This is a genomic window from Acinetobacter sp. HZNU-JH01 (genome assembly GCF_037996845.1).
GTDB classification, from domain to species: domain Bacteria; phylum Pseudomonadota; class Gammaproteobacteria; order Pseudomonadales; family Moraxellaceae; genus Acinetobacter; species Acinetobacter haemolyticus.
Genome location: NZ_JBBMZX010000001.1, coordinates 1,286,531 through 1,302,114, shown reverse-complemented (window position 1 = coordinate 1,302,114; position 15,584 = coordinate 1,286,531). Strand labels below are relative to the sequence as shown.

The 15,584-nt window shown below is 39.9% G+C and carries 18 protein-coding genes; 13 read left to right on the top strand and 5 right to left on the bottom strand.

The window, feature by feature from the left end:
- The first annotated feature begins 2 nt into the window (after positions 1 to 2).
- The 9 genes from thrS (at position 3) to rplT (ending at position 6,365) form a co-directional block, all read left to right on the top strand.
- The gene (gene thrS / locus AAC851_RS06195; RefSeq protein ID WP_005085301.1) at positions 3 to 1,925 is read left to right on the top strand and encodes a threonine--tRNA ligase; all 1,923 of its coding nucleotides are present in this window, start codon (positions 3 to 5) and stop codon (positions 1,923 to 1,925) included.
- Positions 1,926 to 1,930: 5 nt separating this feature from the next.
- The gene (gene infC, locus AAC851_RS06190; protein ID WP_075316144.1) at positions 1,931 to 2,482 is read left to right on the top strand and encodes a translation initiation factor IF-3; all 552 of its coding nucleotides are present in this window, start codon (positions 1,931 to 1,933) and stop codon (positions 2,480 to 2,482) included.
- Positions 2,483 to 2,620: 138 nt separating this feature from the next.
- Complete coding sequence (locus AAC851_RS06185; RefSeq protein ID WP_005085298.1) at positions 2,621 to 2,938, top strand: DUF7709 family protein; 318 nt, start codon at positions 2,621 to 2,623, stop codon at positions 2,936 to 2,938.
- 137 nt (positions 2,939 to 3,075) lie between these two features.
- The gene (locus AAC851_RS06180) at positions 3,076 to 3,696 is read left to right on the top strand and encodes a glutathione S-transferase N-terminal domain-containing protein (protein ID WP_005085297.1); all 621 of its coding nucleotides are present in this window, start codon (positions 3,076 to 3,078) and stop codon (positions 3,694 to 3,696) included.
- Positions 3,697 to 3,704: 8 nt separating this feature from the next.
- The gene (locus AAC851_RS06175; RefSeq protein ID WP_017394385.1) at positions 3,705 to 4,136 is read left to right on the top strand and encodes a hypothetical protein; all 432 of its coding nucleotides are present in this window, start codon (positions 3,705 to 3,707) and stop codon (positions 4,134 to 4,136) included.
- Positions 4,137 to 4,258: 122 nt separating this feature from the next.
- Positions 4,259 to 5,116 (top strand): arylamine N-acetyltransferase family protein, encoded by an 858-nt coding sequence (locus AAC851_RS06170; protein ID WP_005085294.1) that lies wholly within the window; start codon positions 4,259 to 4,261, stop codon positions 5,114 to 5,116.
- A gap of 53 nt (positions 5,117 to 5,169) precedes the next feature.
- Entirely contained in the window at positions 5,170 to 5,598 is a 429-nt protein-coding gene (locus AAC851_RS06165; protein ID WP_004637966.1) for a YqaA family protein, read from the top strand.
- Between the two features lie 201 nt (positions 5,599 to 5,799).
- Positions 5,800 to 5,994, top strand: a complete 195-nt coding sequence (gene rpmI, locus AAC851_RS06160) for a 50S ribosomal protein L35 (RefSeq protein ID WP_004637967.1) — start codon at positions 5,800 to 5,802, stop codon at positions 5,992 to 5,994.
- Between the two features lie 11 nt (positions 5,995 to 6,005).
- Entirely contained in the window at positions 6,006 to 6,365 is a 360-nt protein-coding gene (gene rplT, locus AAC851_RS06155) for a 50S ribosomal protein L20 (RefSeq protein ID WP_000124858.1), read from the top strand.
- Positions 6,366 to 6,419: 54 nt separating this feature from the next.
- On the opposite strand, the gene AAC851_RS06150 is transcribed toward rplT, so the two are convergent.
- Positions 6,420 to 7,547: a hypothetical protein gene (locus tag AAC851_RS06150; RefSeq protein WP_005085291.1), complete on the bottom strand. Its 1,128-nt coding sequence runs from the start codon at positions 7,545 to 7,547 to the stop codon at positions 6,420 to 6,422.
- 72 nt (positions 7,548 to 7,619) lie between these two features.
- Here AAC851_RS06150 and AAC851_RS06145 point away from each other — a divergent pair, with 72 nt between their 5' ends.
- The gene (locus tag AAC851_RS06145; protein WP_004637969.1) at positions 7,620 to 8,012 is read left to right on the top strand and encodes a hypothetical protein; all 393 of its coding nucleotides are present in this window, start codon (positions 7,620 to 7,622) and stop codon (positions 8,010 to 8,012) included.
- On the opposite strand, the gene AAC851_RS06140 is transcribed toward AAC851_RS06145, so the two are convergent.
- Positions 7,997 to 8,998: a hypothetical protein gene (locus AAC851_RS06140; protein WP_005085288.1), complete on the bottom strand. Its 1,002-nt coding sequence runs from the start codon at positions 8,996 to 8,998 to the stop codon at positions 7,997 to 7,999. The two genes, AAC851_RS06145 and AAC851_RS06140, sit on opposite strands and share 16 nt — an antisense overlap.
- A 156-nt stretch (positions 8,999 to 9,154) precedes the next feature.
- On the opposite strand from AAC851_RS06140, the gene pheS reads away from it, so the two are divergent.
- From pheS to AAC851_RS06125, 3 genes are read left to right on the top strand one after another with little or no spacing between them, the layout of a single operon-like run.
- Entirely contained in the window at positions 9,155 to 10,135 is a 981-nt protein-coding gene (gene pheS, locus AAC851_RS06135; protein WP_004637971.1) for a phenylalanine--tRNA ligase subunit alpha, read from the top strand.
- 33 nt (positions 10,136 to 10,168) lie between these two features.
- Positions 10,169 to 12,550 carry a phenylalanine--tRNA ligase subunit beta gene (gene pheT, locus AAC851_RS06130; RefSeq protein ID WP_005085286.1) on the top strand — a complete coding sequence of 794 codons (2,382 nt, stop codon included), beginning with the start codon at positions 10,169 to 10,171 and terminating at the stop codon, positions 12,548 to 12,550.
- Complete coding sequence (locus AAC851_RS06125; protein ID WP_004637973.1) at positions 12,547 to 12,843, top strand: integration host factor subunit alpha; 297 nt, start codon at positions 12,547 to 12,549, stop codon at positions 12,841 to 12,843. The genes pheT and AAC851_RS06125 overlap by 4 nt, the downstream gene beginning before the upstream one ends.
- A gap of 93 nt (positions 12,844 to 12,936) precedes the next feature.
- Here AAC851_RS06125 and AAC851_RS06120 read toward each other — a convergent pair whose 3' ends face one another.
- The 3 genes from AAC851_RS06120 to trxA form a co-directional block, all read right to left on the bottom strand.
- Positions 12,937 to 13,173 carry a hypothetical protein gene (locus tag AAC851_RS06120; RefSeq protein WP_005085282.1) on the bottom strand — a complete coding sequence of 79 codons (237 nt, stop codon included), beginning with the start codon at positions 13,171 to 13,173 and terminating at the stop codon, positions 12,937 to 12,939.
- A gap of 395 nt (positions 13,174 to 13,568) precedes the next feature.
- The gene (rho, locus tag AAC851_RS06115) at positions 13,569 to 14,837 is read right to left on the bottom strand and encodes a transcription termination factor Rho (RefSeq protein WP_005085280.1); all 1,269 of its coding nucleotides are present in this window, start codon (positions 14,835 to 14,837) and stop codon (positions 13,569 to 13,571) included.
- 331 nt (positions 14,838 to 15,168) lie between these two features.
- On the bottom strand, positions 15,169 to 15,495 hold the full coding sequence (gene trxA / locus AAC851_RS06110) for a thioredoxin (RefSeq protein ID WP_004637976.1): 327 nt from the start codon (positions 15,493 to 15,495) through the stop codon (positions 15,169 to 15,171).
- Between the last annotated feature and the right edge of the window lie 89 nt (positions 15,496 to 15,584).

Sequence of the window (15,584 nt, the reverse complement as noted above, 5' to 3'; positions counted from 1 at the left end):
TTATGCCAATCATTACTTTACCAAATGGTGATCAAAAGCAATTTGATCAACCGATTTCCGTGATGGAACTTGCTCAGAGCATTGGTCCGGGCCTAGCGAAAAATACCGTTGCTGGTCGTATCAATGATCGTTTGGTGGATGCTTGTGATTTAATCACAGAAGATGCAACAGTTCAGATTATTACCCCGAAAGATGAAGAAGGTTTAGAAATCATTCGTCACTCATGTGCGCACTTAGTCGGACATGCGGTTAAGCAATTGTTCCCTGAAGCGAAAATGGTAATCGGTCCAGTGATCGAAGAAGGTTTCTATTACGACATCTGGATGCCACGTCCATTTACTTTGGATGATATGGCTGCGATTGAAGAGCGTATGAAAAAGCTCATCGATCAAGATTATGACGTTATTAAAAAGATGACACCGCGTGATGAAGTGATTGCAGAATTCACAGCACGTGGCGAAGAATATAAATTACGCTTGATTGCAGACATGCCAGAAGAAACTCAAATGGGCTTGTACTACCATCAAGATTATTTGGATATGTGCCGTGGTCCGCACGTACCGAATACTAAATTCTTAAAATCATTCAAGCTCACTAAAATCTCTGGTGCTTACTGGCGTGGTGATGCCAAGAATGAGCAGTTACAGCGTATTTATGGTACAGCTTGGGCAGACAAGAAACAGTTGGCTGCGTATATCAAACGTATTGAAGAAGCTGAAAAACGTGACCATCGTAAAATTGGTAAAGCTTTAGACTTATTCCACATGCAAGAAGAAGCGCCAGGTATGGTGTTCTGGCATGCCAATGGTTGGACGATTTACCAAGTGCTTGAACAATACATGCGTAAAGTTCAGCAGGACAATGGTTACCAAGAAATTAAGACACCACAGATCGTAGACTTTACGCTTTGGGAAAAATCAGGACATGCGGCAAACTATGCTGAAAACATGTTTACGACTCACTCAGAAAGTCGTAATTATGCAGTAAAGCCAATGAACTGCCCTTGTCACGTGCAAGTGTTCAACCAAGGATTAAAATCTTACCGTGATTTACCAATCCGTTTAGCGGAGTTCGGTTCTTGTCACCGTAATGAACCATCAGGTTCTTTACACGGTATCATGCGTGTACGTGGCTTTACTCAAGATGATGCGCATATCTTCTGTACCAAAGAACAAATTGGTCAAGAAGTTGCAGACTTTATTAAACTGACTTTAGATGTTTATAAAGACTTCGGCTTTGAAGAAGTACAAATGAAGCTTTCAACACGTCCTGAAAAGCGTGTGGGTGACGATGCACTTTGGGATATTGCTGAAAAATCTTTGGCTGATGCTTTAAATGATGCAGGCTTAGCATGGGATCTACAACCTGGTGAAGGTGCATTCTATGGTCCGAAGATTGAATTTTCATTGAAAGACTGCTTAGGTCGTGTATGGCAGTGCGGTACAATCCAGTGTGACTTCAACTTGCCAATCCGTTTAGATGCTTCGTACGTGACTGAAGACAATGAGCGTGATCAACCAGTTATGTTGCATCGTGCAATTCTTGGCAGTTTTGAGCGTTTTATTGGTATACTAATTGAACATTACGCTGGTTTCATGCCACCTTGGCTTGCACCAATTCAAGCTTGTGTGATGAATATTACCGATTCACAAGCAGATGCGTGTGAGCAAGTGGTTGCAAAACTCAAAGAAAGTGGTCTTCGTGCTATTTCTGACTTGAGAAATGAAAAAATCGGATTTAAGATTCGTGAGCGTACCCTAGAGCGTATTCCTTATCTTTTGGTTCTCGGTGATCGAGAAGTTGAAGAGGGCACCGTAAATGTGCGTACACGCTCAGGAAAAAATTTAGGTACTATGTCAATTGATGCATTCATTGATTTAGTGAAATCTGCCGTTGCCGAACGCGGCCGGTACATTGTGGAGTAATAAAGATTAAACAGCCTGATCGTAACCAACAACAAGGTGCTAAAAGTAACCGTCCAGCCATTAATGATGAGATTCGTGCGAAAGAAGTACGTCTCGTTGCTGCTGATGGGGAACAGAAAGGTGTCGTTTCATTAAATGAAGCATTACGTGCTGCTGAAGAAGCTGATCTTGACCTTGTTGAGATCGTTGCTAATGCAGAACCTCCTGTTTGTAAAATCATGGACTACAACAAGCACTTATTTGACTTAAAGCAAAAGCAAAAAGATGCGAAGAAAAAACAGCATCAAGTGCAAGTGAAAGAAATCAAGTTACGTCCAGCGACGGACGTAGGTGATTACCAAGTAAAATTGCGTGCAATTTTACGTTTCCTTGAAGAAGGAAATAAGGTGAAAATTACTTTACGTTTCCGTGGTCGTGAAATGGCACACCAACAGCTTGGTCTTGCTCAATTACAAAAAATTGAAGCTGATGTGGCTGAGTTTGGCGTTGTTGAGCAACCTCCAAAAATGGAAGGTCGCCAAATGGGTATGCTGCTTGGTCCGAAAAAGAAAAAGTAATTTTTTCTTAATAAAAAAAACACCGCTATTGCGGTGTTTTTTTGTTTATACAAATGTGGAAACAAGGCTTAATTTTTGAGCAGATTTATGTTAATTTTAGTTGAAAAGTAAAGTATATTATCATTGGAGAATCAAAAGATGACTATCGTTAATGGTACACATGAGTTGTCTGAAATAAATCAAAAAGTGGTGCAAGAGGGTGAGGTGTTGCCTCAAGTTCGCTTAAAAGACGGTAGTCAGGTACAAACAGGCACTGTAGCAACCATGTTGCATAATATTAATTTATATAATGCAGGTACAAGAGGTGAGGTGGAGGCTGAATTAGAGTGTGCTATCCCAACCTTAGTCAAAGTAGGTTTATTTGATCTGTTTTCGGTTGATGAGTGGATCAAGGGGGATAACGCTGGTCGTCGATTTGTAGGGGAAAAGGCGAAAGAGTTTTTGGCGAATCGATAAAAATCAAATACACCTTTTAATATGCTCTGTGCAAACATAATTTTATTGTTTCTTTTTCGTGCTGCTGTGCTGATCAAATTCTGAAAAATGTGATATAACGCAACAACAGTCAAGATAAAGATGAATAGGATAACTAAATGATTGACTTATATTATTGGGGTACCCCCAATGGCCATAAAATAACGATTGCTTTAGAAGAAATGGGGCTTGAATATCAAATTTTCCCGATTAATATTTTAGAAAATGATCAGTTTCAGCCAGACTTTTTAAGGATTTCTCCAAACAATAAAATTCCAGCAATCGTTGATCAAAATGGTCCACGTGGTGAACCAATTTCTGTATTTGAATCTGGCGCAATCTTGCAATATTTAGGTCGCAAAACTGGATTGTTCTATCCCCTTGATGAGCAAGAGCGAGTTGAGGTAGAGCAATGGTTGATGTGGCAAATGGGTGGTTTTGGTCCGATGCTTGGGCAAAACCATCATTTCAACAAGTTTGCACCTGAGCGTATTCCTTATGCGACGGAGCGCTATATCAATGAAACCAAACGGCTGTATGGTGTTTTGAATAAACAGCTGGTTGGTCAGAAGTTTGTAGCTGGTGAATACTCGATCGCAGATATGGCGATTTTACCTTGGGCATTACGCTATGAGTGGCAAAGTATTCAACTCGAAGATTATCCTTATGTGAAAGATTATATCGATCGCTTAACTGCACGTCCTGCCATACAAAGAGCTTTATCGATCAAAGTAGGATAATACGTGTTGTGAAACAACAACTTTATCTGAGACATTGGGCGATTGCGATGGGATTGTTGGTACTTACAGCAATCGTCTGCGCTCTGCTACACAATCGCTATTCCGAAGATCATTTGGGGATTTTGGTCTTTGCTTTGATCGGTGTATTGGGGCTTTTATTTTCTACGTTATTTGCTTGGCTGCAGGTGGAAACTAGAAACTCATATGGTAGCACTTGGCTTTTCGTGAGCTTTTTAAGCCTGTCGTTGTTGTTAAGCACTTATCTTTATCATACGGTATCCATGGACTGGGCGGCAGTTTCAGATGATGGTATCCAACTTAGTTTATATCAACGAGTTGTAACGTCAGACCTTACATTTTGGGTCGCATTTGCTTTTCCATTCATTTTTTCCGTCGTGAATTTTTCTGTGCGATCTAAGGTCGCCAAAATGAAGAAATAATCTGTGTTAAAACCATGCATTTAGCCCTATCAGCGTGACTATTTTATAGTTGTGTAATTTTTAGACTTAAAGCTCGATGATCGGTATAGGATAATGTAATTTTAAAACAAGTATAAAGCGTTATGAACTCTACAATCGCGACAGACTATTTAAAAAAACTTGATTTTCAAGGGCACTGTTTACCTACGCTAGAGAACTTAAAGACTCTGCTAAGTTACCATGTTGAGCACATTCCTTTTGGTAATCTATCCTCTTTTCTTGGGGAGGAAGTCTCATTAGTACCTGAACAACTTGCTCAAAAATTATTATATGAAAATCGGGAAGGATATTGCTTGGAGCACAGCACTCTGAGCAGAATTGCATTAACTGAGTTGGGATATGACGCTTATAATGTATTAGGTCGTGTCTATTATCAAAGTGCACATACCACAGCACCTATCCGTACTCATTTAGTCACGTTGGTGCGAATCGATCAGCAATTATTTTTATATGATCCCGGCTTTGGGGGGATGACACCAACAACAATTCTATCTTTAGATTGTATCGGAGAGGCGCAGTCAACACCTTTGGAACAGTTTCGATTTGTGGATGTTGCACAGTGTGGATTGGACATGGCTGTGCTGACAGATGTGAAGTATATGCTTCAGGTTTTTTTACATAATGAATGGGTCAATGTGTATGCAATTAATCCTGATCAACAGATCGCGATGGCGGATGCGGAAATTGCCAATTGGTATATATCAACGTCACCTGAATCATTATTTACTCAACATTTAATGTTATTTACAGCGACCACGGAAGCCAGAATGACATTGAAAGATCAGGTATTGAGAATTCATGGTAAAGAAAAATCTGATAAAAAGGTTTTATCAACCCCGCATGAGTTTGGGGAAATAATACAAGCGGTTTTTAAGATACAAATGAACCCACAGAAACTTAGACAAGCATGGGATAAACTTACTTTGATTGAATCAGTTTAAGTGATATTGTCTGGGCATTGCTTTGATCTCTATGTAAGTGCTTTCACACCCTGATGTCCTATTTTCTATTATTTCTCTCTGCTTTTGGTGCTGCAACATTACTACCTTTACAGTCTGAAGCTGTGCTTATGACTTTATTGGTGCAGGGGATGTCCAATCCATTTTATTTGTTGCTTGTTGCGACAGTTGGAAATGTTTTGGGCTCTTGTGTTAACTGGTGGTTGGGATTGAAAATAGAGCATTATAAAGATAAAAAGTGGTTTCCTGTCTCAGAACCACGTTTGCAGCAAGCACAACAGATCTATCATAAATATGGTTTTTACTCGTTATTGTTGAGTTGGGTGCCGATCATAGGTGATCCGATTACGTTGATTGCTGGATTGATGAAAGAGCATTTTGGGCGGTTCTTATTGATTGTCACAATTGCTAAAGCAGGACGCTATTTGTTTATGTATGGCTTATATCTCGGATTATTTTCTTAATTTACTTTCTGTTTATGTTGTAGATTCTCGTTAGCTCCAGGTAAGTTCGACATTGTTGATGTGGCTCAAATCGATTGTATTTTGTGATCAGAAATTTTGCTTTAAATTTAAACGAAGATGCTATATGATACTGCCTTCCTTACCTGCAGGTCGATTTGCAATAGTGCAAACGAGCCGAACAGGTGACTAAAAGAGGTTACTATGGCTAAGTTAAAAACTCGCCGTGGTGCAGCTAAACGCTTTAAAGCGACTGCAAACGGTTTCAAGCGCAAACAAGCATTCAAGCGCCACATTTTGACCAAAAAATCTGCTAAGCGTATCCGTCAATTGCGCGGTTGTGTAATGGTTCACGTAAGTGACGTTGCATCAGTTCGTGCTATGTGCCCATACATCTAAGGAGATTATAAATGGCTCGTGTAAAACGTGGTGTAGTGGCTCATCGCCGTCACAAAAAAATTCTTGCTCGCGCTAAAGGTTACTATGGTGCTCGTTCACGTGTTTATCGCGTAGCGTTCCAAGCGGTAATCAAAGCTGGTCAATACGCTTACCGTGACCGCCGTCAAAAGAAACGTCAATTCCGTGCTTTATGGATTGCGCGTATCAATGCTGGTGCTCGTCAAAACGGTTTGTCTTACAGCCGCATGATCGATGGCTTGAAAAAAGCTCAAGTGATCATCGACCGTCGCGTATTAGCTGACATCGCTATGCATGATGCAGTAGCATTTGCTGCTTTAGCTGAAAAAGCTAAAGGCGCATTAGCTGCATAAGCTTAGAGATTCAAAGAAGGCCGCTTTTTAGCGGTCTTTTTTATGCTTTATTCTTTACTTTCTGGACCATATCATTAGAAAAATAATCACACCAAAGGTAATCACCATGAATTTGGCGAATTCATAATGGTTAACTAACCAGAACACCCCGTAGAGTAGCCCAATGACAACCGCTAAAAAGAAGATAAGATAAAGTGTCGAAGCTGTAACAGAAGTTGGTTTTTCTTCTGTAGAGCTATCACTGTTCAGTTCATTATTCGTTTCACTATTAATCTGGGATGTATGTTGTAGTGCGTGTGGAGGAATATAGGAAAAATCTTCATTCACATATGCTTTCTCATAGCTATTTGCACTATGTGAAACTAAGCTGATGAATGCATTGTTTAGATCCTCTTGGAAAAGATCTATTTTTATAGAATTCTGATCAATAATATCAGCATGAAATGATCTTGAGGCTAGCGCCATTGCCACTTCAGTTCCAATTTGGTCTTGTAAGTCACCGAGTTTATTTATCCAAGAAAATGCCAGATTGAATTCAGGGCTCGGCTCATCAAGAAGAGGATAATCGCTTATTTCATTTTTTAAAAATAGGTTATTGGTTAATAGTAGACTTTTATCTTGTTTAAAATTAAATGGGCTATCTAAAAATCTACTTTGAAAATCCTCATGTAAGTTTTTCCAATTCAGATTTTTGTTGAACGCATCAATAATCTGGAGTTGTTTTTGATCTAATCTGATGAGAGTAAACAATAGATATTTATTATAGCTTTGAGAGGATGCAAAACCATGAAATTCACGAGGATCTGTAGACGTCGAGAACTTCTTTACTTTTTCTGCATGTACTTTAACTAAAGCAAAATTTTGATCTCTTCCCAAGAAGACGGCTACAGGATAATTGCTTGTATCAAAAATGAATTGTTTAAAATGCCGGGTAAACTCAGGCAATAGTAGGTCTGAGGGAGTGAGCTGGCAATGCTGAATCTGTTGGTCTCTGAGATCGGCAATTAAGTGTGAAATGGAATCATAGAGTAATTCATTTGTTTCTAAATCACGTACCAGAAACAGATCATGAGTTATATCACACCATTTATGTTCGATCTTATATTCAGCAATTTTATGGTCAAAATAGAGTTGAGCATTATGTTGCAAACCTAATATAAACTTCCAGTAATTATCGGTCATCGTTTTATATATGCTGTTATTGGTGGGAAGCTAGGCTCATTATCATATCTGAAATTAATGATGGATTAAAACATGCGCAGACAATATCACTTTAGACAAGTGGGGGACGATACTTGTATTTGGGATGTTCATCGCTTAGTAGAACTGACCCAAAATTTCATTGTCAAAAAAGTTGCACTGAATGATATTCAAGAACTCAACGAGGCCTATTGGTTTACAGATGAATATCCAACAACTCAGCAAATCATTGAGCATATTCAATTGATTCAGGATGCAGACCTCAATTACCCAATTATTCTTTGTGCGCAGGGTCGAGTGATGGACGGTATGCATCGTGTGGCAAAGGCAAGTTTACTCAAGCATTCCGATATTCTTGCAGTGCAATTTGAGCAAACACCTGAGCCTGATTTTATGAATATTGATGAAGATGAGCTTGATTACACGGATATTTATAATCCGAAATAATAAGCCAATCCACAAATGATGATCGTGATGAAGACTAATTTTATCACACTGATATGATTCATTTTATGTTGGGCTGCTGCCTGAGTTGGCGTTTTCGCTACATCCATAGTACGGTCATAGGGTTCCATCGGCATTTCAAAATCAATATTTTTATAGTGGTTAGCAATTCTTGAAATCAGTTTCGCAAATAAGTCATCTGTTTTTTGTCCGAAGTTGCGTAAGACAATTTGTTGTTCAGGACTTAACATTTCTCCATCGGTGTTATAAGGATGGCGACGTTGATTCTCGATAAAATCTGTCAATGCTGACATACGATACATGAGTTGATGAGCTGAATCTGCTTGATAGGTGGTTGGAATAATAGCCAAGTCAGCATGATCTAAATGGCTGTGTTCTAGTTCATAACCATAAAAAGGTAGCTCTACTTGTTCTGGTTCTAAGAAGTTTTCTGCGCATTTATGGCTAAAAAGCTCTTGGTTAATAAACTTTTCAATTTCGTGCCAGTCATTATTTTTTAATTCTTGGGTCACTTTTTTAGCAATTGAGTCTGGAAGTGGGTAACGCCAAAATACATCCTGTCTTAGTGAAATTTGTTGTGAGGTGGGTGCTTCGAAAGGATTGTCATGTTGATACCACTCAGCAAGTTCATGCCCACAAATCCATGCAGTTTTATTTTTACCTTCATGGCTCACGATGAAGTGAGCATAGGGAAGTAATTCAACATTGGCGTTAGGGTTTTGGTGATCTTGTAAGAGCTGTGCATTGTGCAAGCTTAATCGATCAACGCCTTGACGTTTTAAACCTTCCAACCAAACTTGAAAGTGTTGTGCTAAAAGATGTTGTGACTGGAGGTCACGGAACTCGAAATGATGTTGAGCAAAGATGGGGTGATCAACCCAGACACTGAAGGGAAGATTTTGTTGTAAAAACTCATTGCCATAGCTGACAAGCGTCAATTGAACTTTCCAAATTTGATCGAGCGCCATTGTTTTTACTCTTTGACTTTTAGCGATAAGAAAGATTTTAGCAAATTGTTGCGACATATGTTTTTTCAATAGGCTTAATCTTCAAAAAATAGGTAAAAAGCTGATAAACTATAGCGTTTTATTATATTTCTATAATTTGTTGCTTTGAGAGTTACTATGTCACTGGAAGCCCTGACCACTGAAGCGCTTGCTGCCATTGCAGCGGCTCAAGACCTTGCTGCACTCGATCAAGTACGTGTGCAATTTACAGGGAAAAAAAGCCAGCTTGCAGAGCAATCGAAAGCACTTGGAAAAATGGATCCTGAAGAGCGTAAAGTACAAGGTGCTGCTATTCATGCTGTTCGTGAAGCGATCAACGCTGCATTGACTGAGCGTCAACAAACATTACAACAAGCTGAGCTTGCTAAAAAATTAGCGAGTGAGACCATTGATATTACTTTACCTGGCCGCGGTCAACGTATGGGAAGTATCCACCCGGTGACCCAAGTTCAAGAGCGTATTTGTCAGTTCTTTACCAAAGCAGGTTTCCAAGTGGCACATGGTCCAGAAGTTGAAGATGATTATCACAACTTTGAGGCATTGAATATTCCGGGGCATCACCCAGCACGTGCAATGCACGATACTTTCTATTTTGATGCAACTCATTTACTCCGTACTCATACTTCGGGTGTGCAAATCCGTACGATGGAAACCAATCAGCCACCAATCCGTATTGTGTGTCCTGGCCGTGTTTATCGTTGTGACTCAGATCAAACGCATTCACCGATGTTTCATCAGATCGAAGGTTTGTACGTTGCCGAAAACACCAGTTTTGCAGAATTAAAAGGTCTGTTGATTAATTTGCTCACTGAATTTTTTGAAAAAGATTTAAAAGTACGTTTCCGTCCATCCTATTTCCCATTCACTGAGCCAAGTGCTGAAGTGGATATTATGGATGAGCGTGGTCGTTGGTTAGAAGTTTTGGGCTGTGGCATGGTACATCCAAATGTATTACGTGCTGCAGGTATTGATCCTGATAAGTACAAAGGCTTTGCTTTTGGTTTAGGGGTAGAGCGTTTTGCAATGTTACGTTATGGCATTAATGACTTACGTATGTTCTACCAAAATGATGTGCGTTTCTTACGCCAGTTTGCCTAAACAGTTTTTCAGGATTAAATAAGGTTTATACACATGAAAATTAGTGAAAATTGGTTACGCACGTGGGTTAATCCAGCAATTGATAGCAATACATTGTCTGATCAATTGACCATGCTTGGCTTAGAAGTTGATGAGTTAGCGCCTGTGGCAAAGCCATTTACAGGCGTGGTTGTTGGTGAAGTTCTGACGGTTGAGCAGCATCCAGATGCAGATCGTTTGCGTGTCACGACTGTAAATGTTGGTTCGGGTGAGCCATTACAGATTGTTTGTGGGGCGCCAAATGTTCGTGTGGGGATGAAAGCACCTGTTGCCACCATTGGTGCAGTGTTACCAGGCGATTTCAAAATTAAAAAAGGCAAGCTTCGTGGTATTGAATCACAAGGCATGCTATGTGGTGCTTCTGAAATTGATTTAGAAGACAAGATTGATGGCTTGTTAGAGCTTCCTGCTGATGCACCTGTTGGCATGAATATCCGTGAATATTTAAAACTTGATGACAATGTGATTGACATCAGTATCACGCCAAACCGTGGTGACTGTTTTAGTATTCGTGGTATTGCACGAGAAATCGCAGTAATCAATCAGTTGAAGATGAATGAACCTGATATTCAACCTGTTCCTGCAACCATCACTGATGAAAAAGCAGTCATCATCACGACTGAAGGTACGCCGCGTTATTTAGGTCGTATTATCAAAAATGTGAATGTGAAAGCCCCTACACCAGAGTGGATGGAACAAGCTCTAGCTCACTCAGGTATTCGTACCCATAGTATTTTGGTTGATATTACCAACTATGTGTTACTTGAGTTGGGTCAACCAATGCATGCTTTTGATTTGACGAAGATAAAAGGTTCGATTCAAGTCCGTCAAGCTCAGCCAAAAGAAAAATTGATGCTGCTAAATGATCAAGAAGTTGAATTGCAAGATGACATCATGGTCATTGCGGATGATCAAAAAGCATTGGCGATTGCTGGCATCATGGGAGGCTTAGACTCTTCTGTTACGGATGAAACACAAGATATTTTCTTAGAAAGTGCATTTTTTGCACCTTTAGCAATAGCTGGTCGTGCGCGTCGTTTTGGCTTACATACTGATTCATCACAGCGTTATGAACGTGGCGTTGATTTTGAATTGCCAATCATCGCGATGCATCGTGCATGTGAGTTGATTCAGACATTTGCTGGTGGTGAGTTTGGTCCAATTACGGTTGCTGAACAAGTGGCTTTATTGCCAACGCGTGAAGCGATTCAGTTAAAGCAGGCTCAAGTGGATCAACTACTGGGTTATGAGGTCGCGGGTGATTTTATCGCAGATGCGTTGATGCGTTTAGGTTGTGTGGTTGAAACGACAGCACAAGGTGAGTGGAATGTGATTCCTCCATCGCATCGTTATGATATCGCAATCTATCAAGACTTAGTTGAAGAAGTTGCACGTATTCATGGCTATGACAACATCCAAATCAGTTTGCCAAAGATTGATGTGAAGTTAGAGAAGTATCAAGATCGTTTTGAAATTGCACAACTACGTCAAACCGTAGCAACTTTAGGCTATCAAGAAGCGATTAGTTTTAGTTTTGCTGATGCAAAATTGGAAAAACAACTGAATCCAGCTGTACAGCCCTTGATGTTGGCTAATCCGATTTCAAGTGATCTAGCTGCGATGCGTAGTACGTTACTTTCAAGCTTGATTCCTTGTGTGCAATATAACTTGAATCGTCAACAACATCGTGTCCGCTTCTTTGAGTTAGGCTTACGTTTTGACTATCAAGGTGCAAAAGATATCCATGATCTTAAGCAGATTCCAACGTTGGCATTGATTGCTGTGGGTTCACTTGCACCTGAATCATGGCATGTAAAACCTCAAGCAATGGATTTCTTTGATTTTAAAGGTGAAATTGAAGAAATTTTGGCAGCAGGTCGAGTGAAGGCAGAGTTTGCTCGTACGCAGAGAGCATGGCTACACCCAGGACAATCAGCTGAAATTTTGGTAAATGGACAGTCAATTGGTTACTTGGGGCGTTTGCATCCTTCTTTGGAAAATGATTTAGATTTGGGTACAACATGGGTTGCTGAGCTAGATCAGCAAGCAGTTTTGCAATCTTATGTATCTAATTTTACAGAATTATCACGTTTTCCATCGGTTAGACGTGATATTGCGCTTTTAATCTCTGATAATATTGAAGTGAAAGATATTCAGCGCATGATTGAACAAACAGGTGGTGAGTTACTTGACTCCACATGGTTGTTCGATGTGTATACGGGGCAAGGGGTTGAACAAGGCAAGCGCTCTTTAGCTTTTGCATTGTTGTGGCAACATCCGGCTCGTACGCTTGAAGATGCTGAAATCAAATCTGGTATGGATAACATTATTCAAGTGTTGGAAAACACTTATCAAGCGACATTGAGGGCCTCATGACAGCATTAACAAAAGCAGATATGGCGGACCATTTAAGTGAGCTAACGAGTTTAAATCGTCGTGAAGCAAAACAAATGGTCGAGTTGTTTTTTGACGAAATTAGTCAGGCATTAATTTCTGGCGAACAAGTCAAACTTTCTGGATTCGGTAATTTTGAGCTACGTGATAAGCGTGAGCGTCCTGGACGTAATCCTAAAACGGGTGAGGAGATTCCAATTTCTGCGCGCCGTGTAGTAACGTTCAGAGCAGGTCAAAAATTTAGACAGCGTGTGGGGAACGAGCAGGTCGATTGATCTGCTTTTTCATCTTAACTTTTTGAATCTCAGAAAGTATAGGCGTAAAAAAAGAGAACCAAAGGTTCTCTTTTTTTATAATCTATAAATAGATTATTGAGCAGCAGAAGCTGGAGCAGCTTCAGATGCAGCAACAGCAACTTCAGAAGCAGCAGCAGCAACTTCAGAAGCAGCAGCAGCAACTTCAGTTTGAGCTTCAGAAGCAGCAGCTACAGCTTCAGAAGCAGCAGCAGTTGCGTCAGTAGCAGGTGCTTCTTCTTTCTTAGAGCAACCAACGAAAGCTAAAGTAGTTGCAACAGCAGCAATAACAGCAAATTTTTTGAATAACATGGCATCACTCTCATAAAATTGTGAGATTAAAAAGAACCTGAGTTAGTCTGTTTGTGCTTTTATTTTTCCTAAAATTTTTAGGAAATAACGCAGGGAGCAGCCTAACTAGTCAGTTGCTATCCTATCAAAGCGCATCATGAATTACTACTATTCTGTCTGGCAAAACGTCAAAAATGGACAAAAATTGGTTATTTTTTGATAGAAAATAACTATGGATTAGTGTTTATAAATCGGAGATATTGAACAAAATGCTTTTGAGGGTATATTTATTTATATTTAAATCAATTGGATAGTGGATTTTGATAAAAACAAGGTAAATTGTAACCATTATGTAACCATGTCAACCAAATAACAACAGCCACCATAAAGGTGGCTGCTTTGGGTCGCACAGTAGATTAGTTTGCTGCTTTGCGTTTCATCTGATCAAAAAAGTCATCATTGGTTTTGGTTTCTTTCATGCGATCTAGTAAGAACTCCATTGCTGCTAACTCATCCATTGGGTGAAGCAGTTTACGGAGAATCCATACTTTACGAAGGTTATCTTCGTCCATGAGGCGTTCTTCACGACGTGTTCCTGATTTTTTGATATTCATCGCAGGGAAAACGCGTTTTTCAGCAATTCGGCGATCAAGTGTGATCTCTTGGTTACCTGTACCTTTGAATTCCTCATAGATCACATCATCCATTTTACTGCCAGTTTCGATCAAAGCAGTAGAGATGATGGTGAGTGAACCACCTTCTTCGATATTACGGGCTGCACCAAAGAAACGTTTTGGTCGTTCTAATGCGTGTGCATCTACACCACCCGTCAAGACTTTACCTGAAGATGGAATCACGGTGTTGTATGCACGAGCTAGACGTGTAATCGAGTCAAGCAGAATCACGACATCTTTTTTATGCTCGACTAAACGTTTTGCTTTTTCGATGACCATTTCTGCAACTTGTACATGACGAGCAGGTGCTTCATCAAATGTAGATGCAACCACTTCACCACGGACAGTACGTTCCATTTCTGTTACTTCTTCAGGACGTTCGTCGATTAAAAGTACGATAAGAAAAACTTCTGGATTATTACGGACGATCGATTGAGCGATGTTCTGTAATAACATGGTTTTACCCGCTTTAGGCGGTGCAACAATGATTGAACGTTGACCTTTACCAATCGGCGCAACCAAATCGACAACACGTGCTGTTAAATCTTCAGTTGTACCATTACCCAACTCCATAACAAGTTGTTCGGTTGGGAATAGAGGTGTTAAGTTTTCGAATAAAATTTTATTACGTGAGTTTTCAGGTGTGTCGTAATTAATTTGGTTGACTTTTAATAAGGCAAAGTAACGCTCACCTTCTTTTGGTGGGCGAATCGTACCAGTGATCGTGTCACCTGTACGTAAGTTAAAACGACGAATTTGGGATGGACTGACATAAATGTCATCTGGTCCAGCTAAATATGAACCAGCAGCGGAGCGTAAAAAACCAAAACCATCAGAAAGGATTTCGAGAACGCCATCACCAAAAATTTCTTCGCCATTCATTGCATGGCGTTTTAAAATAGCAAAAATAATATCTTGTTTGCGGTTACGTGCCATGCCTTCAAGGCCCATAAACTCCGCAATTTTAATGAGTTCGCCAATGGGTTTTTTCTTGAGTTCAGTTAAGTTCATAAGTGGTCAGACAGAATGGAATAAGTGGAGGACTACGTTAAGGGAAGAATAAAAAATCGACCGCGTACATACATGCTGAGGTAATTGTATTTAAACAACCACGATTCAGTAGTCTGGTTCATTGTTTCAGAGAGAAATGTGAAAACAATTGTTATTGCCGAGCGGCGATCTTATGTTTTGTGTCTTGTAAGAAGCGCAATGAAGTAGATTCCATTCAAAGCTTCTTGATCGAGAAATATAGACCTAATTGGCTGTGTTGTCAATGTTTACCGCGGACTACGCTGTTCAATAAAAACGTAGTTCCGCAGATAGACATAAAAACATCTATAAATTAGATGTTTTGATCGATAAATGCTGCAAGTTTAGAACGCGGTGCTGCACCAACTTGTTGAGCAACGACTTCACCGTTTTTAAACATAAGTAATGCTGGGATATTACGGATGTTGTATTTCACAGCTGTTTCTTCGCAAGCAGTAACATCAACTTTGACGATTTTGACTTTGCCTTCGTACTCATTTGATAGATCTTCAAGTACAGGTGCGATTGCTTTACAAGGCGCACACCAGCCAGCCCAAAAATCAACAAGAACGGGAGTTTCAGCATCTAAAACATCTGCTTGGAAGTTTTCATCAGATGTATTAACAATAGTCGCAGACATGGGATTGCTCCAAATTTTTTAAAAAAGTATCAATTCAATTTCAGAGTGAATATTACATTGCTACGTGAGGGTCTGTCGATATTTCATGA